Here is a 17,282-nt window from a genome sequence, read left to right as displayed (position 1 = left end):
GATGTTCGCGAAGACACCGCAGCCGCCTTACTTCGCCGTGATCTTTACCTCGACCCGCACCGAGATCGACGACGGCTACGGTGAGGTGGCCGAGCGCATGGTCGGCCTGGCGGCCGAGCAACCCGGGCTCCTGGGCGTGGAATCGGCCCGTGGCGAGGACGGCCTGGGCATTACCGTGTCGTACTGGGCCAGCGAGGCGGCGATCCTGGCCTGGAAACACCATGCCGAGCACACCGATGCCCGCGCCAAGGGACGAGGGCAATGGTACCGGCAGTGCATCACCCGCGTGGCCCAGGTACAGCGGGCCTATGGTTTCACTGCCCCGGCCTGATCACGGCACGAGTGGCGGCACGTACTGCAACGTGGTGCCCAGCGCCCACAACAGCACCAACACCAGGGGCACATGCACCAGCAACTGCACGAAGCTGAAGCCGATCAGGTCCCGGGCCTTGAGCCCCAGCACGCCCAGCAGCGGCAGCATGTAGAACGGGTTGATCAGGTTGGGCAGCGCCTCGGCGGCGTTGTAGATCTGCACGGCCCAGCCCAGGTGGTACTTGAGGTCGTTGGCCACCTGCATCACATACGGCGCCTCGATGATCCACTTGCCGCCCCCCGACGGGATGAAAAAGCCCAGCACGGCGGAGTACACGCCCATCAGCAGCGCGTAGGTGTCGTGGGAGGCGATCTGCACGAAAAAGGTCGAGATATGGTGGGCCAAGGCTTGGCCATCACTGCCCTTGACCGTTGTCAGGATCGCCGCGATGGAACCGTACAACGGGAACTGGATCAGCACCCCGGTGGTGGTCGGCACTGCGCGGGCCACGGCATCGAGGAAGCTGCGCGGGCGCCAGTGCAACAGGGCGCCGAGCATGATGAACAGGAAATTGTAGGTGTTGAGCCCGGAAATAGCGGTGAGCACCGGCTTGGTGGCGAATTCATGGTACAGCCAGCCGGCAGCCAGCAGCACCAGCAGCACGGTCAGCAACGGGCTGTGTTCCAGCCATTCGCCGGGGCGGCTGCGGCTGGCAGGGGGCGGCGCGCTGAAGCTGGGGTCGACGCCGCACGCCTGGGCATCGCGGGCGCTGCCCGGGCCGGGCGCGGTGGCGTAGGCGATCACCAGCGACACCAGAACCAAGGCGGCCAACAGCACCCCGGACTGCCAGAGGAAAATGGTCTGGGTAAACGGGATGATGCCGGTAATCGCCAGAATGGAGGGCGGCAGGCTACCGGGGTTGGCCTGTAACTGCGCTGCGGACGACGATAGCCCCAGCGCCCATACCGCGCCCAGGCCCAGGTAGGCTGCGGCACCGGCGGCGCGGTAGTCCATTTTCAGGTCAGTGCGTCGGGCCAGCGCGCGCACCAGCAAACCACCGAACACCAGGGACAGGCCCCAGTTGAGCAGCGAAGCCAGCATGGAGATCAACGCCACCCAGGCCACCGCCGAGCGGCCGTTGCCCGGCAGGCGCGCCAGGCGGTCGATGAGTTTCACGGCCGGTGGCGAACTGGCGACCACATAGCCGCCGATGACCACGAAGGCCATCTGCATGGTGAACGGGATCAGGCTCCAGAAGCCATCGCCGAAGGCGGTAGCGGTGTCGGTGGGCTTGGCGCCGACGGCCAGGGCCGCCAGGGCCACCGCCACCACCGCGACGGCGGCGAACACCCAGGCGTCGGGGAACCAGCGTTCGGCCCAGCTGGAGCAACGCAGGGCGAACCGGGCGTAGCGGCCCTCTTCAATGTCTACAGCCATGATATTTCCCAATTTTTATTGTTATTGGCGTCTTCCCCTGAGGGACCGGGTGTGTTCCGGCAATCAGAACTGCATTTCGATCACATCATCCGGCACGATCAGCTTGCCCGCCGTCTTGGCGATGATTTCTTCCACGCTGATGCCCGGCGCCCGCTCACGCAGGATGAAGGCACCGTCCTCGATCTCCAGGTACGCAAGGTCGGTCAGCACCTTGCGAATGCACCCCGCACCGGTCAGCGGCAGGCTGCACTGGGGGAGCAGCTTGGACTCGCCGTCCTTGGAGGCGTGGGTCATGGTGACGATGATATTGTCGGCACCGGCCACCAGGTCCATGGCACCGCCCATGCCCTTGACCAGCTTGCCGGGGATCATCCACGAAGCGATATTGCCCTGCACGTCCACCTCGAAAGCGCCCAGCACCGTGAGGTCCACGTGGCCACCGCGGATCATGGCGAACGACTGCGCAGAGTCGAAAATCGACGCCCCGGCGCGGGCGGTCACCGTCTGTTTGCCGGCATTGATCATGTCGGCGTCGAGGGTCTGCTCGGTGGGAAACTCGCCCATGCCCAGCAGGCCGTTTTCCGATTGCAGCATCACGTCGATGCCCTCGGGTACATAGTTGGCCACCAGGGTCGGGATGCCGATGCCCAGGTTCACGTAGTAGCCATCCTTGAGTTCGCGGGCCACGCGCTGGGCCATCTGTTCGCGGGTAAGTGCCATGTACAAGACCTCTTGTTGTTCTGTGGGGCCAGGCGTCAGGCCTTGACGGTGCGTTTTTCGATGCGTTTCTCGAAAGTGCCCAGGATTACCCGGTCCACGTAGATACCGGGGGTGTGGATCTGGCTGGGGGGCAGTTGGCCCGGCTCGACGATCTCTTCCACCTCCACCACCGTGATTTTGCCGGCCGCGGCGGCCAGCGGGTTGAAGTTCTGCGCCGTGTGGCGGTAGATGACATTGCCGAAATGGTCGGCCTTCCAGCCCTTGACGATGGCGAAGTCACCAGTGATGGCTTCTTCGAGGATGTACTTGCGGCCGTTGAACTCGCGCACTTCCTTGCCTTCAGCCACTGGCGTGCCGTAGCCGGTGGCCGTGTAGAAGGCCGGGATGCCGGCGCCACCGGCACGCATCTTCTCGGCCAGGGTGCCTTGGGGGGTGAGGTCCACTTCCAGTTCGCCGTCCAGCAGTTGGCGTTCGAACAGGGCGTTCTCACCCACGTAGGAGGCGATCATCTTGCGGATCTGCCGGTCTTCCAGCAGCACACCCAGGCCAAAACCATCGACCCCGCAGTTGTTGGACACCACGGTCAGGCCGCGCACGCCCATGCGCTTGATGTGAGCAATGAGGTTTTCCGGGATGCCGCACAGCCCAAAGCCGCCGGACAGCACCGTCATGTTGTCGGTCAGGCCTGCCAGGGCCTCTTCGTAGGTTGCCACTCGCTTGTCGAGTCCAGCCATGTCGATCCGCCTTTCTTGTCGTTGTAGGGCTTCAGGCTCTGTACGAAATGCATCCCAACTCGCCCATGCTGCGTTGAAAACAGGCTCGGAATGCTCATTTACAACACGTAAACTCCGCTTCCTCGCCTGTTTTCGCCTTGCCTGGCCTTCGCTGGAATACATTTCACACAGCCCCTAGGCAGCTTAGCTGCCAACGCGTGCAGGGTTCATCTTCTCGCCACGGCAGTAATTTGTTAATTTTGTTTTTCTGATGGATTGATTGGATTTGCAAAACAATGAACATCAAACACCTGCGTGCCTTTCTGGCCGTGGCCCAGACCCTCAGCTTCGCCCAGGCCGGCGAGCGCCTGCACCTATCGCAACCGGCCTTGAGCCTGACCATCAAGGCACTGGAGGAAGACCTGGGCGGCCCGCTGCTGACGCGCACGACGCGTAGCGTGGCCCTGACCCCCGAGGGCGAAACGTTATTGCCCCTGGCCCGGCAACTGCTGGCCGACTGGGACAATGCCGAAGAGCTGCTGCGCCAGCACTTCACCCTGCAGACCGGCAAGGTCGCCATCGCCGCCATGCCCTCGTTCGCCGGCAACCGGCTGCCGCCTGCGTTGAGACGCTTTCGAGACCGCCACCCCAGGGTCAACGTGGCAGTGCATGACGTGATCAACGAGCAGGTGCTGGAAATGGTCCGCCACCGACGGGTCGAGCTGGGCATCGGTTTCGAGCCGGCTTCCACTCAGGGGCTGGTATTCACGCCGTTCTACCTGGACCGCTTCGTCGCCGTGGTACCGGCGGACTCGCCCCTGGCCCAGCGCCAGCAGATCACCTGGAAAGAGCTGTTGCGCGAAGACTTCGTCACCCTGCAACGGCCGTCCGCCGTGCGCTTGATGCTGGAGCAGGACCTGGCCGCGGCCCATGGCAAATTGTCCGTCGCGTTTGAAAGCCACCAGTTGAGCACCGTCGGGCGCATGGTCGCCAGTGGCCTGGGGGTCAGCGCGGTGCCGTCGTTGTGCATCGCCCAGATGCAGGAACTGGGGGCCTGCTGCGTGGCCCTGGATGAGCCGCGGGTAGAACGGCGCATCGGCCTGATGCGCCTGGCGGACCACAAGTTGTCCGCCGCGGCGCAGGCGCTGCAGGAGGTGCTGGTCGCGTCCTGCAGTGGGTGATTGGCATCAAATCAGCGCTTCACACGCTCGCTGGCAAGCCGGCTGCCGTCGCAGCACTGGGCTGCTGCAAGGTCTGGTCGTCGACCACTCCGAACACGCGCGGCAGGTTCACCGGGTGGTAGTCACCGCTGTCGACCCGTTGCACCACCGAGCGATGCACCAGGGCCTTCTCGGCAATGTAGCGCGGCTGCGGCTGGCCAAACGGCGGCATGCTACCGATGGCGAACACCCGTTTGTGCAGGCTGAAACTCCACGCCCGGCGCGGCAGCCATTCGGCCAGTTTCCAGCGCCAGGTCATGGAGTCGTGCAACTGCCCCGGCCCGCCGGCTTCCAGCAGCTGCAACTCGCGGGCACAGCCGTCCTCATCCAAGGGCAGGCCCAGGGCCCGCGCCTCCCCCAGCATCCAGCGCAAGGCCAGCAAGGCGGGGCCGGCCTGGTCCGGTGGGTAGCCACCGCCGACGTCGCTGTGTACCCCGGCGAACCACACCTGGCGTACATCCGTCGCCTGGTTGTCGCGCTTCTGCCATAAATTGGGCCGAAAGAAGCAGCGGCGCTCATCGATCGACAGGGCATGGCGCACATGGTCGACCACGGCATTGCTGGCCGTATAGGGCAGCACCAGCGGATCGTAGATCCAGCCCACGGACTTGACCGTGTCGAACAACCCCAGCAGATGAATCCGCACCGGGCGACCGAAGGTCTCCTTGAACTCGTCCTGCAGCTTGAACGCAGGCTGACCGTTGCCGTTGCGCGCCTGCAGCATGGCCCAGGCATAGTCGAACAGATGCGCCTCGTGCCCGGCCACCAGGCCCACGGCATCGACCAAGGCCGCCAGGGCCCGGACCGCGTAGGCCCCACGGGAAAAGCCGAACAGCGAAATACGGTCGCCCTCCTGCCAATGCTCTGCCAGAAAGCGGTAGGCCCCCTCTACCGTGCGCTTCAGGCCCCAGCCAAAAGCCAGCCCGCACAAGCGCGAGGGCAGTTTCTGCCATTCGAACAGGGTTTCGCGTACTCCGAAGGTGCCCACGCCCTGGTCGTAGTAAGACATGACCTGCGCCGGGTCGGCAGACACGCAGCGCACCAGGCGGATAATATTCGTGGGTTGAAGGCTGAAGCGGTTGTTGGTGCCGTCCAGGCATACCACGAGGTGTCGGCCCATGCCTTCTCCTGAAATTGAACGATGCGCCCCATGCGCTGGCCAGACTATAAGCCATCCCCTTTCAATGGAGTAGCTATGCGCCATCATCCACTTGCAGAAGCATCCGTTTCCCTCATCGGCCAGGGCACCTGGCGCATGGGCGAAGACCGCCACGCCAGGCACCAGGAAGTCGCTGCCTTGCAGTTGGGTATCGAACTGGGCATGAACCTGGTCGACACCGCCGAAATGTACGGTGACGGCGGCGCCGAGGAAGTCGTGGGCGAAGCGCTGACAGCGCGCCGCGATCAGGTGTTCCTGGTCAGCAAGGTGTACCCCCACAACGCCAGCCGCAGCGGCGTGGCTGCGGCCTGTGAACGTAGCCTCAAGCGCATGGGCACCGACCACATCGATTTGTACCTGCTGCACTGGCGCGGCCAGTACCCGCTGGCCGAAACGGTGGACGCCTTCGAGCGGCTGCGCGAACAAGGCAAGATCGGCCGCTGGGGCGTGTCCAACTTCGATGTCGACGACCTCGAAGAACTGGACGACCCTCGCTGCGCCACCAACCAGGTGCTGTACAACCCGCAGGCGCGGGGCATCGAGTTCGACCTGCTGCCCTGGAGCCGCGACCACGGGCTGCCGACCATGGCCTACTGCCCCATCGCCCAGGGTGGCAAACTGCTGGGCCACCCGAACCTGCGCTCGATTGCCGACAAGCACGAGGTGACGCCCGCCCAGGTATGCCTGGCCTGGGCGGTGCGCCAGGACGGCGTGATTGCCATCCCCAAGGCCGTCGACCCCCTGCATGTGCGCCTGAATGCAGCCGCCGCAGCCCTGCGACTGGATAGCGACGACCTCCAACGCATAGACCAGGCCTGCCCGCCCCCTCGGCGCAAGCAGCATCTTGCAATGGTTTAATCGGTCCACTTCCCTGACGGCGGGGCGCCGGCGACCTTTTCAAAGGCCGCCCCGCTGACGGATAATGCGCCCCCACTGCATCCACACTCCGGATCTGCATGGGCACACCGTTCGAGGAAATATGGGCTCCGTCACCGTCACCGCCAAACAGCTGGAAGTCAACCGCATCGTCGACGTCCTGTCGCGCGCCATCGCCCAGCAGCGCCTGCGCCCTGGCACGCGGCTGGTAGAAGCACAGATCGTCGAAACCCTGCAGGCCAACCGCAACCATGTGCAGGTCGCCCTGCAACGCTTGGCCATGCAGCACATCATCACCATCGAGACCAACCGCGGCGCCATTGTCTCGCAGCCCACGGCCCAGGAGGCCCGCGAAGTGTTCGCCGCCCGGCGCGCCATCGAGCGAGCCGTGGTCGAAGCCATCACCCCCGACGCCCTGGTCGCCCACGCCGACAGCCTGGCCGAGCAGATGGCCGCCGAACGCCAGGCCTCGGCCAGCGGCGACCGGCGTGAAACCGTGCGGGTGCGCAGCGAATTCCACCTGATGCTGGCTGACCTGTGTGGCAATCGTTTGCTGCGTGAAATTCTCGGCAATCTGATCGTGCGCAGTTCGCTGATCGTTTCCCTGTACCAGCGCCTGGACACCCCATCCTGCCGCTGCGACGACCACCAGGCCATCCTCGACGCCCTGCACACCGGCGATAGCGAGCATGCCGTGCAGGCCATGTTTCACCACCTGGTGGACCTGGAAAGCCAGTTGGACCTGACCGAGCAGAGTGCGCCGGACATCAACCTGCGCGAAGCCCTGGCGGATCTGTAACGCCCGGCAGTGGCCAGCCACGGGTCAGTGGCCCTCTGTGCCCACGCTCAACACCTGCCGCAACCTTTGCGCTTCACCCTTCAACCGCTCGGTGAAGGCCTCCACCAGCACTGACGGTGGGCGGTACTGCGGCTGGATCAGGCTGACGCTGAACGGCGCGGCAACGGCCAGCGGCCGCAGCACCAGCCCGCGGGCCGATTCGTCCAGGGCGGTGAGCGGGTTGACGATGGCTACCCCCAGCCCCTGGCGGACCATGGCGCACACCGAGGCCGCCGTGCTGGTCTCGACCACCCCATGGCGCTGCACCCCGGCGCGGCGAAACTGTTCGTCGAGCATCTTGCGGTACAGGTCCAGGCCCGACAGGTGAATGAACGCCTGGCCGTCGAAATCGCTCAGCTCCAGCCGAGCCTTGGCCGCCAGCGGATGCGCCGTGGGCAGCACTGCCACCATGTCGGCGCAGAACAGCTCGAACCCGCGCGTGCCCCGTGGCGGGTGACGGCTCTCAATCAGGCCCAGGTCGAAACGCTGGCCGCTCAGTGACTCTTCCAGCGCTGGCGATTCCTGGGCAGTGATGCTTACGGCCACGCCCGGGTAGTCGCGGCTGAAGGCCTGGCACGCCGCGGGCAGAAGGACCTGAGCGAACATGGGCAGGCAGGTGATGTTCAACTGGCCTTGATCGAAGCGACGGATCGATTCAGCGACGCTGGCGATCTGCTCCAGCCCAACGTAGGCACGCTGCACTTCCTCGAACAGCATCAGCCCCTGGGCCGTGGGCGTCAGGCGCCCACGCTCACGCACGAACAGGGCCATGCCCAGCAGGCTTTCCAGACGCGCCAGCTCGCGGCTCACCGTCGGCTGGGAACTGAACAGCAGTTGCGCCGCACCGGTGACGCTGCCGGCGTTCATGACGGCGCGGAACACTTCGATGTGGCGCAGGGAAATGTCCATGACAAACCTCTATTGAACCGAACACCCATATCAGAACTGAATAGCAGGAGAAAAAACAGATATTTTCCTGAATGCTACGAAATCGCCATGATGGGCCCCTGTCCCCTTCACGGCCCACGACCATGTTCGATCGCTACCTGCCTCTCGTTGAGCAACTCGCCACACCGTTCTGGACTTACGACGCGGCGATGATCCGCCAGCGCATCAGCCAGCTCCAGGGCTTTGATGTGATTCGCTTCGCCCAGAAGGCGTGCTCCAACGTGCACATCCTCACACTGATGCGCGAGCAGGGCGTGCAGGTGGACGCGGTGTCGCTGGGCGAGATCGAACGGGCATTACTGGCCGGTTTCAGCCCGCAAGGCGAGCCCGCTGGCGTGGTGTTCACCTGCGACCTGCTGGACCGCCCTACCCTGGCGCGCATCATCGAGCTGGACGTTGAGGTCAACTGCGGCTCCATCGACATGCTGCGCCAATTGGGCCAGCAGCACCCCGGCCACCGCGTATGGATTCGCCTGAACCCGGGCTTCGGCCACGGCCACAGCCAGAAAACCAACACGGGCGGTGAAAACAGCAAGCATGGCATCTGGCACAGCCAATTGGGCGAAGCTCTGGCGGTAGTGCGCCAGTACGACCTGCAACTGGTGGGCCTGCACATGCACATCGGCTCGGGCGTGGACTACGCGCACCTTGAAGAAGTATGCACGGCCATGGCCGACGCGGTGATCGACATGGGCCATGACCTGGAGGCGATCTCCGCGGGTGGCGGTTTGTCGGTGCCCTACAAGGCGGACCAGCAACCGGTGGACACCGAGCGCTACGCAGCCATCTGGAACGCGGCGCGCGAGCGTGTGCAAGCGCACCTGGGCCACCCGGTGCGCCTGGAGATCGAACCGGGGCGTTTCCTGGTCGCCGAGGCCGGCACGCTGGTCACTGAAGTGCGCGCGGTGAAAGACATGGGCAGCCAGCATTTCGTGCTGGTGGACGCCGGCTTCAACGACCTGATGCGCCCGTCCATGTACGGCAGCTATCACGGCTTCACCCTGCTGGACCGCGATGGCCAGCCGCGAGGCGGCGAGCTGCGACCGAGCGTCGTGGCCGGGCCGTTGTGCGAGTCCGGTGACGTCTTCACCCAGCACGAAGGCGGCCTGGTCGCCCCGCGCCCCTTGCCGCGCGCCGAAGTGGGCGACCTGCTGGTGATCCATACCACCGGCGCCTATGGTGCATCGATGTCGTCGAACTACAACAGCCGGCCGTTGATCCCCGAGGTGTTGCTCGATGGCGAGCAGGTGAAGGTGATTCGTCGTCGCCAGACCCTGGCCGAGCTGTTTGCCCTGGAGCTGGACGCCTGATAGACCGCATCGCCTGCTTCCCGAGCTTCGCCCGGTCCCACAGAGCTAGGCGCTCCGCCTGAGGGACCGGGCGAAGCTCGGGAAGGCGCCAACATGAAACTTCAGTCATACCCCCGTGCACCTATTGTTCCGCGCAAACCCCACGCGTATGCTGCGCGCGTTTTCAATCACCGCGGAGACCCCACGTGGGCACTTGTTCGAGCGACAGTAGTCGGCCGGTCATCGATACCGGCATATTCTCGGCGAGATAACGCGCAGCTTTCCTGCCGTGCTCTCGCCCCGACGCGAGAGATGGCGAACCTTCCCCTTCTCTGATGACTCACCTGCCCCGGCCTGCATCGCTGCAGCCAGGACAGCGCCCGTGCCTGCGCGATGGTCTCCCCACTGCCACCTGGGGAAAGCAGCGCCATGAACTTCACCCTGCTCAAAGAATTTTTCGCGGGTTTCCTGCGCACCCGTCACATCGCCCGGCATTTCCGCCGCCTGGCGCTGTTCGAAAGCCTGGCCGACAGCAATGTCAGCCGGGAAATACCGCCCACCCTGGCCCAGACGCTGGTCAGCGCCGCCGGTGGTGACAGCCAGGCATTGCTCGACCGCCTGGGCAGCCATGTGGATGGTTTGCGCGAAGCCCAGGCCCAGGACATCTGCGCCCAGGTCGGCCTCAATGAGGTGGAGCATGAACAGCCGCTGCCCTGGTATGTGCACCTGTGGCATTGCTACAAAAACCCCTTCAACCTGCTGCTGACCCTGCTGGCGGTCGTGTCGTTCGTCACCGAGGACATGAAGGCAACCCTGGTGATCGGCTCCATGGTGGTGCTGTCCACCCTGCTGCGATTCTGGCAGGAGGCGCGCTCCAACAAGGCGGCCGATGCCCTCAAGGCGATGGTCAGCAACACCGCCACGGTACGCCGTCGCAACGCCGAAGGGCACCTGCGCGCAGAGTTGCCGATCAAGCAATTGGTGCCAGGCGACGTGGTGATTTTCAGCGCCGGCGACATGATCCCCGCCGACTGCCGGCTGCTCACCGCCAAGGACCTGTTCGTCAGCCAGGCCGCCATGACCGGTGAATCCATGCCGGTGGAGAAGTTCGTGCACCTGCGCGACCCGTCCACCCGCAACCCCCTGGAACTGGACAACATCCTGTTCATGGGCACCAACGTGGTGTCCGGCGCCGCCACCGCCGTGGTGATCGCCACCGGCAACGGCACCTATTTCGGCGCCCTGGCCCAGCGCGTCAGCGCCACTGACCGGGCCCCCACTGCATTCCAGAGCGGCGTCAACAAGATCAGCTGGCTGCTGATCCGCTTCATGCTGGTCATGGCCCCGCTGGTGCTGTTCATCAACGGTTTCACCAAGGGCGACTGGATGCAGGCGGTGCTGTTCGCCTTGTCCATCGCCGTGGGCCTGACCCCGGAAATGCTACCGATGATCGTGACCTCGACCCTGGCCAAAGGCGCGGTGTTCCTGTCACGCAAGAAGGTCATCGTCAAGCGCCTGGACGCCATCCAGAACTTCGGCGCCATGGACGTGCTGTGCACCGACAAGACCGGCACCCTGACCCAGGACAAGATCTTCCTCGCCCGCCACGTGGATGTCTGGGGCCAGGAGTCGGACGAAGTGCTGGAAATGGCCTACCTCAACAGCTACTACCAGACTGGCCTGAAAAACCTGCTGGACGTGGCCGTGCTCGAACACGTGGACGTGCAGCGCGACCTGCAGGTAACCACCGCCTACCGCAAAGTGGACGAGATTCCCTTCGACTTCAATCGCCGGCGCATGTCGGTGGTGGTCGCCGAGCATGACCAGCACCACGTGCTGATCTGCAAGGGCGCCGTGGAAGAGATCCTTTCGGTGTGCCACCAGGTGCGCCACGGCGACCAGGTGGAACCCCTGGGCGCAACGCTGCTGGCACGCATCCGTCAGGTGACCGCCGAGCTGAATGCGGAGGGCCTGCGCGTGGTGGCCGTGGCCGCCAGCGAGCGCCCGCCCACCCAGGATACCTACGGCCTCGGCGACGAGCGCGAACTGACCCTGATCGGCTACGTCGCCTTCCTCGACCCTCCCAAGGAAAGCACCGCACCCGCGCTCAAGGCCCTGGCCGAGCATGGCGTGGCCGTGAAAGTGCTGACCGGCGACAACGAACTGGTGACCGCCAAGATCTGCCGTGAAGTGGGCCTGGCCCAGCAAGGCCTGCTGATGGGCAACGACATCGAGGACATGACGGATGCCGAACTGGCCGTGGCGGTGGAAACCACCAACGTCTTCGCCAAGCTGACCCCGGCCCACAAGGAACGCATCGTGCGCCTGCTCAAGGCCAACGGCCATGTGGTCGGCTTCATGGGCGACGGCATCAACGACGCGCCAGCCCTGCGCACCGCCGACATCGGTATTTCGGTGGACAGTGCCGTGGACATCGCCAAGGAAGCCGCCGACATCATCCTGCTGGAGAAGAGCCTGATGGTGCTGGAAGAAGGCGTGCTGGAGGGCCGCCGCACGTTTGCCAACATGCTCAAATACATCAAGATGACCGCCAGCTCCAACTTCGGCAACGTCTTCTCGGTGCTGGTGGCCAGCGCGTTCATTCCGTTCCTGCCCATGCTGCCGATGCACCTGCTGGTGCAGAACCTGCTGTACGACATTTCGCAGATCGCCGTGCCGTTCGACAACGTCGATGACGAAATGCTGATGCGCCCGCAGCGCTGGCAGCCGGCGGAAGTAGGCCGCTTCATGCTGTTCTTCGGGCCCATCAGCTCGGTGTTCGACATCACCACCTTTGCCTTGATGTGGTACGTGTTTGGCGCCAACAGCCCGGAACACCAGACGCTGTTCCAATCCGGCTGGTTCATTGTCGGCCTGCTGACCCAGACCCTGGTGGTGCACATGATCCGCACCCCGAAAGTGCCCTTCCTGCAAAGCCGCGCGGCCATGCCGCTGATGGTGATGACCGGGGTGATCATGGCCATCGGCATTTTCCTGCCCATGGGCCCGCTGGCGCACTACTTCAAGCTGCAGGCATTGCCGCCGCTGTACTTCGTGTTCCTGCCGGTGATTCTGGCCGCCTACGTGGCACTGACCCAGGCCATGAAGCGTTTCTATATCCGCCGGTTCGGCTGGCAATAAAACCAGGCAACACCGATTCAGGCGCCGGAAAACCTGTCCCGGCTATTGGTCAGGTGCAACACCATGGCCGCCCGCGCCGCATCGGGGTCTTGCTTGCGGATGGCATGGAAGATGGCCTCATGTTCCAGGCTGGCCAGGTACCCCAGCCGCTCGAAGTCCGCATCGCCGCGCTCTTCGGCCTTCACCCGGGTACGCGGGATCATCGAGTCACCCAGGTGCTGCATGATCTCGGTGAAATAGGTGTTGCCCGTCGCTTCGGCGATCAATTGGTGGAAGCGTTTGTCCTCTTCCACGCAACTGTCGTTGTTGGCCAATTGCGCCTGGTAGTCGTCCAGTGCCTGGCGCATGCGCCGCAACTGGTCGTCGCTGCGTCGCTGCGCGGCCAGGGCCACGGCTTGCACTTCCAGCCCCAGGCGCAGTTCGAGGATGCCGCGCACACTGGCAGCGGTGTCCACGGTCAGGCGCAGCCCCAGTTGCGATTCGCGCTCCAGCACGAAGGTACCGATGCCATGGCGGGTTTCCACCAGCCCCGAGGCCTGCAGGCGCGAGATGGCTTCGCGCACCACCGTGCGGCTGACACCGTGCTCACGAACAATGGTGGGTTCGGAAGGCAGCTTGTCGCCAGGGCGGAACTGCCCCAGCAGGATCTGCTGGCTCAACACCTCGACAAGGTCATGGGCCAGGCTGGTGGCGCGCTTGCGCACCGGTACGTTGGGTTGGTCGTGCATGCAGGCAAGTTCCGCCACAGAAGATCATGAGCCAGCTTACCAGATCGGCTTGCGCCGTCATTAGCGCAAGCCCTCATCCACTCTTGTATGACAAGTATACCGTTCACCTCCACCGAGCTCTCTAAATACAGATGTCCGGTTTATAAACCCATTGCATCCTCAAAACACAACTTGTACGATGACTGTCGACATGGTTCGCCATGCACACCTACCCGCATAAAAACAATCAGTGGGAGCGTCGAATCGTGAGCAATTCAAAACCATCGCCTGCCGCCGCCGACAGCGATCCGCTGCTGGCCCGTGCTGTCGCCAAAGTGAAGCGGCATGTGCTGCCGCTGTTCGTCCTGATGTTCATCGTCAACTACATCGACCGGGTCAACATCGGCTTCGTGCGCACGCACATGGAGCACGACCTGGGCATCGGCGCAGCGGCCTATGGGCTGGGCGCCGGGCTGTTCTTCATCGGCTACGCGCTGTTCGAAGTCCCCTCCAACATCCTCTTGCAGAAAGTCGGCGCACGCATCTGGCTGACCCGCATCATGTTCACCTGGGGCCTGGTCGCCACGCTCATGGCCTTTGTCCAGAATGAAACCCAGTTCTACATCCTGCGGGTACTGCTGGGCGTAGCCGAAGCCGGCTTCTTTCCTGGGGTCATCTACTACTTCACCCGCTGGCTGCCAGGGGTGGAACGCGGCAAGGCCATCGCCATCTTCCTCAGCGGCTCAGCCGTGGCGTCGCTTATTTCCGGGCCGCTGTCCGGCGCGCTGCTGCAACTCAACGGCCTGGGCCTGAAGGGCTGGCAGTGGATGTTCGCCATCGAGGGTCTGGTTTCGGTGCTGCTGGGCTTCTTCGTGTGGTTCTGGCTGGACTCCAACCCCCACGACGCCAAGTGGCTGAGCCGCGCCGAACAGGATGCGCTGGTGGGCGTCATCGACCAGGAACAGAAGGACCGCGACGCCTTGCAGACCGTGAAGCCAAGCTTGGGCAAGCTGCTCAAGGATGGTCAGATCCTGATCTTCTGCGTGCTGTACTTCTGCATTCAACTGACGATCTACGCCGCCACCTTCTGGCTGCCCAGCATCATCAAGAAAATGGGCGACCTCAGTGACGTGCAGGTGGGCTTTTTCAACTCCATCCCGTGGCTGATTTCCATCATCGCCATGTACGGGTTCGCGGCCCTGTCGGGCAAGTTCCGCTTCCAGCAGGCCTGGGTCGCCACGGCGCTGTTGATCGCGGCGGCGGGCATGTTTCTGTCGACCACCGGCGGCCCTATCTTCGCGTTCGTGGCCGTGTGCTTCGCCGCCATCGGCTTCAAATCGGCGTCGTCGCTGTTCTGGCCCATCCCCCAGGGTTACCTGGACGCGCGCATCGCCGCGGCCGTCATCGCCTTGATCAATTCCCTGGGCAACCTGGGCGGTTTCGTCGCCCCCGCTACGTTCGGCCTGCTGGAGCAGAGCACAGGCTCCATCCAGGGCGGGCTGTACGGCCTCACGGCCACGTCGATTCTGGCCGCGGTGCTGGTGTTCTTCGCCCGCACCCAGCCCAAGGGGCCTGCCCCTATCGCTCCTGCCGCCCCTCATGGCGCGACGCTGAGCAAAACCATCTGACCCTTTTCGCGCGAACAGGAAAACCGACATGAGCCACCCAGCACACAGCAACACCCCCGTGGTCACCGCCCTGCAGGTCATTCCCGTGGCCGGCCACGACAGCATGCTGCTCAACCTCAGCGGCGCCCATGGCCCGTTCTTCACCCGCAACATCGTTATCCTCACCGACAGCGCCGGCAACACCGGGGTTGGCGAAGTGCCAGGGGGCGAGCGCATCCGCGAGACCCTGGAAGACGCTCGCAGCCTGGTGATCGGCCAGCCCATCGGCCAATACCAGCGCGTGCTCAACCAGATGCGCAGCACCTTCGCCGCCCGCGATGCCGCCGGGCGTGGCCTGCAGACCTTCGACCTGCGCATCACCATTCACGCGGTGACGGCCATGGAAGCCGCCCTCCTGGACCTGCTCGGGCAGTTCCTTGAAGTACCGGTGGCCGCCTTGCTGGGTGAAGGCCAGCAGCGCGACGCGGTGAAAATGCTTGGCTACCTGTTCTATGTGGGCGACCGCGGCGCCACCGACCTGGCCTACCGCAGCGAGCCGGATGCCAGCGACGACTGGAGCCGCCTGCGCCACGAGAAAGCCCTGACCCCGGAAGCCGTGGTGCGCCTGGCCGAAGCCGCCAAGGCCCGATACGGTTTCAATGACTTCAAGCTCAAGGGTGGCGTGTTGCGCGGCGCCGAGGAAATCGAAGCAGTCACCGCCCTGGCCGAACGCTTCCCGGATGCGCGCATCACCCTGGACCCCAACGGCGCCTGGTCGTTGAAAGAAGCCATCGCCCTGTGCCGCGACCAGCACAAGGTGCTGGCCTATGCCGAAGACCCCTGTGGCGCGGAAAATGGCTATTCGGGCCGTGAAGTGATGGCCGAATTCCGCCGCGCCACTGGCCTGCCCACCGCCACCAACATGATCGCCACCGACTGGCGCGAGATGGGCCACGCCATCCAGTTGCAATCGGTGGACATCCCCCTCGCCGACCCGCACTTCTGGACCATGCAGGGCTCGGTGCGTGTCGCGCAGATGTGCAACGACTGGGGCTTGACCTGGGGCTCGCACTCCAACAACCACTTCGACATTTCCCTGGCCATGTTCACCCAGGTGGCCGCTGCCGCCCCGGGGGACATCACGGCCATCGACACCCACTGGATCTGGCAGGACGGCCAGCGCCTGACCAAGGAGCCGCTGAAGATCGAAGGCGGCTTCGTCAAGGTCCCGGCCAAGCCGGGGCTGGGCGTGGACATCGACATGGATGCCGTGGCCAAGGCCCACGAACTGTACAAAGGCATGGGCCTGGGCGCGCGTGACGACAGCGTTGCCATGCAGTTCCTGGTGCCGGGGTGGAAGTTCGATAACAAGAAGCCTTGCCTGGTGCGTTGACCTGCTTGGGGAGCCAATTCGCGAAGCAGGCCCCGCAGGTAGACCGCGTCGTCACCTTCCCGAGCTTCGCCCGATCCCACAGGGGTGCTCCTCACCATCGCGGTCAGTTCACCCTGTGGGACCGGGCGCCAGCTCGGGAAGCAGGCGCTGCGGTGCATCAGACACACCGCGCCGAGGCCTTCCCGAGCTTCGCCCGGTCCCACAGGGGTGCTCCTCACCATCGCCGTCATTGAACGCCTTTCCGACAACCTTGTAGGAAACACCTGGTTCTTGGTTTCTGGCAACATCCTGGTCCATGCGACGTGTACTATTCGCTCTTTCCGCGCTTTTCAGGATGATCCATGCGTGTCCCACCCCACCCTCGCAGTGTCTCCATAGACGCCAACCTTCAGCTTGCTCAACGCCAGAGCGAAGCACCCTACGGTGATGATTTTCAAGACCAGGAATGGATCAGCAAAGGAGTGGCATATGCAAAGTGGAAGCATTACTAGAGCCCGCTTCCAGCCCTTCGCCAACGCGCTGCTGGTCGTTTCCTTGCTGGCCAACGCCTGGTACTGGCTGGATAGCGAAGCCGTTCCCGAGCTGGATAAAGTGGTCGTCAAGGTTCCTCTACAGGACAACCTCTTCTTCTACGGAGCTCGTGACAATAGCGGCGGCGCCACGACGTCGTTCAGCTACCGCTACTACATCACGCAAGAGAGCGGCGACGACGCCAGCGTGTTGGAAAAACTGGCACACGCACAGGCGTTTCTGGTGTCGGACGACGATGCAGTCAAGGTCAGCCAAAACCAAGGCGCTATGACTCTGGAAGTGAAGGGCCGCGTCCTTCAGTACCGAAGCGATGCGTTGGTCAACACCACCGACGGACTCAAGAACCTGCATTTCACACTCCAGCAGGCCCCCGCCCCTCGCCCCTGAGCC

The 17,282-nt window shown here is 64.1% G+C and carries 15 protein-coding genes; 9 read left to right on the top strand and 6 right to left on the bottom strand.

Going from position 1 to position 17,282, the window contains the following annotated elements; translation table 11 throughout:
* Position 1 precedes the first annotated feature (1 nt).
* Positions 2-331, top strand: a complete 330-nt coding sequence (locus QBK88_RS11925) for an antibiotic biosynthesis monooxygenase family protein (RefSeq protein WP_277962186.1) — start codon at positions 2-4, stop codon at positions 329-331.
* Here QBK88_RS11925 and QBK88_RS11920 read toward each other — a convergent pair whose 3' ends face one another.
* The 3 genes from QBK88_RS11920 to QBK88_RS11910 form a co-directional block, all read right to left on the bottom strand.
* A complete protein-coding gene (locus tag QBK88_RS11920; protein WP_277962185.1) occupies positions 332-1,750 on the bottom strand; it encodes a TIGR00366 family protein in 1,419 nt (472 codons plus the stop codon).
* Between the two features lie 63 nt (positions 1,751-1,813).
* Positions 1,814-2,470: a CoA transferase subunit B gene (locus QBK88_RS11915; protein ID WP_268149916.1), complete on the bottom strand. Its 657-nt coding sequence runs from the start codon at positions 2,468-2,470 to the stop codon at positions 1,814-1,816.
* Between the two features lie 35 nt (positions 2,471-2,505).
* The gene (locus tag QBK88_RS11910) at positions 2,506-3,204 is read right to left on the bottom strand and encodes a CoA transferase subunit A (protein ID WP_268149914.1); all 699 of its coding nucleotides are present in this window, start codon (positions 3,202-3,204) and stop codon (positions 2,506-2,508) included.
* A 275-nt stretch (positions 3,205-3,479) separates the two neighbouring features.
* Here QBK88_RS11910 and QBK88_RS11905 point away from each other — a divergent pair, with 275 nt between their 5' ends.
* Complete coding sequence (locus QBK88_RS11905) at positions 3,480-4,364, top strand: LysR family transcriptional regulator (RefSeq protein ID WP_268149912.1); 885 nt, start codon at positions 3,480-3,482, stop codon at positions 4,362-4,364.
* Between the two features lie 19 nt (positions 4,365-4,383).
* Here the strand turns inward: QBK88_RS11905 and QBK88_RS11900 are convergent, their stop codons facing one another.
* Positions 4,384-5,523 (bottom strand): phospholipase effector Tle1 domain-containing protein, encoded by a 1,140-nt coding sequence (locus QBK88_RS11900; RefSeq protein ID WP_277962184.1) that lies wholly within the window; start codon positions 5,521-5,523, stop codon positions 4,384-4,386.
* Positions 5,524-5,598: 75 nt separating this feature from the next.
* Between QBK88_RS11900 and QBK88_RS11895 the strand changes: the two genes are divergently transcribed.
* Both QBK88_RS11895 and QBK88_RS11890 read left to right on the top strand, forming a co-directional pair.
* Positions 5,599-6,420: an aldo/keto reductase gene (locus tag QBK88_RS11895; protein ID WP_277962183.1), complete on the top strand. Its 822-nt coding sequence runs from the start codon at positions 5,599-5,601 to the stop codon at positions 6,418-6,420.
* A gap of 121 nt (positions 6,421-6,541) precedes the next feature.
* Complete coding sequence (locus QBK88_RS11890; RefSeq protein ID WP_268149907.1) at positions 6,542-7,237, top strand: GntR family transcriptional regulator; 696 nt, start codon at positions 6,542-6,544, stop codon at positions 7,235-7,237.
* 24 nt (positions 7,238-7,261) lie between these two features.
* Here the strand turns inward: QBK88_RS11890 and QBK88_RS11885 are convergent, their stop codons facing one another.
* Positions 7,262-8,185, bottom strand: coding sequence for a LysR family transcriptional regulator (locus QBK88_RS11885; protein ID WP_277962182.1), 924 nt, complete (start codon positions 8,183-8,185; stop codon positions 7,262-7,264).
* 122 nt (positions 8,186-8,307) lie between these two features.
* Between QBK88_RS11885 and lysA the strand changes: the two genes are divergently transcribed.
* Both lysA and mgtA read left to right on the top strand, forming a co-directional pair.
* A complete protein-coding gene (gene lysA, locus QBK88_RS11880; protein ID WP_277962181.1) occupies positions 8,308-9,534 on the top strand; it encodes a diaminopimelate decarboxylase in 1,227 nt (408 codons plus the stop codon).
* A 408-nt stretch (positions 9,535-9,942) separates the two neighbouring features.
* On the top strand, positions 9,943-12,654 hold the full coding sequence (gene mgtA, locus QBK88_RS11875; RefSeq protein WP_277962180.1) for a magnesium-translocating P-type ATPase: 2,712 nt from the start codon (positions 9,943-9,945) through the stop codon (positions 12,652-12,654).
* A 17-nt stretch (positions 12,655-12,671) separates the two neighbouring features.
* Here mgtA and QBK88_RS11870 read toward each other — a convergent pair whose 3' ends face one another.
* Positions 12,672-13,382, bottom strand: a complete 711-nt coding sequence (locus QBK88_RS11870) for a FadR/GntR family transcriptional regulator (RefSeq protein WP_277962179.1) — start codon at positions 13,380-13,382, stop codon at positions 12,672-12,674.
* 200 nt (positions 13,383-13,582) lie between these two features.
* Here QBK88_RS11870 and QBK88_RS11865 point away from each other — a divergent pair, with 200 nt between their 5' ends.
* The 3 genes from QBK88_RS11865 (at position 13,583) to QBK88_RS11855 (ending at position 17,279) form a co-directional block, all read left to right on the top strand.
* Positions 13,583-14,989, top strand: coding sequence for an MFS transporter (locus QBK88_RS11865; RefSeq protein WP_445764923.1), 1,407 nt, complete (start codon positions 13,583-13,585; stop codon positions 14,987-14,989).
* A 28-nt stretch (positions 14,990-15,017) separates the two neighbouring features.
* A complete protein-coding gene (gene gudD / locus QBK88_RS11860; RefSeq protein ID WP_277962178.1) occupies positions 15,018-16,361 on the top strand; it encodes a glucarate dehydratase in 1,344 nt (447 codons plus the stop codon).
* Positions 16,362-16,829: 468 nt separating this feature from the next.
* Positions 16,830-17,279, top strand: a complete 450-nt coding sequence (locus tag QBK88_RS11855; protein ID WP_277962177.1) for a hypothetical protein — start codon at positions 16,830-16,832, stop codon at positions 17,277-17,279.
* Positions 17,280-17,282 lie beyond the last annotated feature (3 nt).

It is taken from the genome of Pseudomonas sp. RIT-To-2, from assembly GCF_029623465.1.
Taxonomy (GTDB): Bacteria; Pseudomonadota; Gammaproteobacteria; order Pseudomonadales; family Pseudomonadaceae; genus Aquipseudomonas; species Aquipseudomonas silvicola.
Note: the sequence above shows the minus strand (reverse complement) of the source record. Positions and strands in the feature narration are given on the sequence as shown.

Excerpts from the sequence above, each read along its gene's own strand:
- QBK88_RS11925 (WP_277962186.1), top strand. The coding sequence starts at position 2 with ATGTTCGCGAAGACACCGCAGCCGCCTTACTTCGCCGTGATCTTTACC.
- QBK88_RS11920 (WP_277962185.1), bottom strand. The coding sequence starts at position 1,750 with ATGGCTGTAGACATTGAAGAGGGCCGCTACGCCCGGTTCGCCCTGCGT.
- QBK88_RS11915 (WP_268149916.1), bottom strand. The coding sequence starts at position 2,470 with ATGGCACTTACCCGCGAACAGATGGCCCAGCGCGTGGCCCGCGAACTC.
- QBK88_RS11910 (WP_268149914.1), bottom strand. The coding sequence starts at position 3,204 with ATGGCTGGACTCGACAAGCGAGTGGCAACCTACGAAGAGGCCCTGGCA.
- QBK88_RS11905 (WP_268149912.1), top strand. The coding sequence starts at position 3,480 with ATGAACATCAAACACCTGCGTGCCTTTCTGGCCGTGGCCCAGACCCTC.
- QBK88_RS11900 (WP_277962184.1), bottom strand. The coding sequence starts at position 5,523 with ATGGGCCGACACCTCGTGGTATGCCTGGACGGCACCAACAACCGCTTC.
- QBK88_RS11895 (WP_277962183.1), top strand. The coding sequence starts at position 5,599 with ATGCGCCATCATCCACTTGCAGAAGCATCCGTTTCCCTCATCGGCCAG.
- QBK88_RS11890 (WP_268149907.1), top strand. The coding sequence starts at position 6,542 with ATGGGCTCCGTCACCGTCACCGCCAAACAGCTGGAAGTCAACCGCATC.
- QBK88_RS11885 (WP_277962182.1), bottom strand. The coding sequence starts at position 8,185 with ATGGACATTTCCCTGCGCCACATCGAAGTGTTCCGCGCCGTCATGAAC.
- lysA (WP_277962181.1), top strand. The coding sequence starts at position 8,308 with ATGTTCGATCGCTACCTGCCTCTCGTTGAGCAACTCGCCACACCGTTC.
- mgtA (WP_277962180.1), top strand. The coding sequence starts at position 9,943 with ATGAACTTCACCCTGCTCAAAGAATTTTTCGCGGGTTTCCTGCGCACC.
- QBK88_RS11870 (WP_277962179.1), bottom strand. The coding sequence starts at position 13,382 with ATGCACGACCAACCCAACGTACCGGTGCGCAAGCGCGCCACCAGCCTG.
- QBK88_RS11865 (WP_445764923.1), top strand. The coding sequence starts at position 13,583 with ATGCACACCTACCCGCATAAAAACAATCAGTGGGAGCGTCGAATCGTG.
- gudD (WP_277962178.1), top strand. The coding sequence starts at position 15,018 with ATGAGCCACCCAGCACACAGCAACACCCCCGTGGTCACCGCCCTGCAG.
- QBK88_RS11855 (WP_277962177.1), top strand. The coding sequence starts at position 16,830 with ATGCAAAGTGGAAGCATTACTAGAGCCCGCTTCCAGCCCTTCGCCAAC.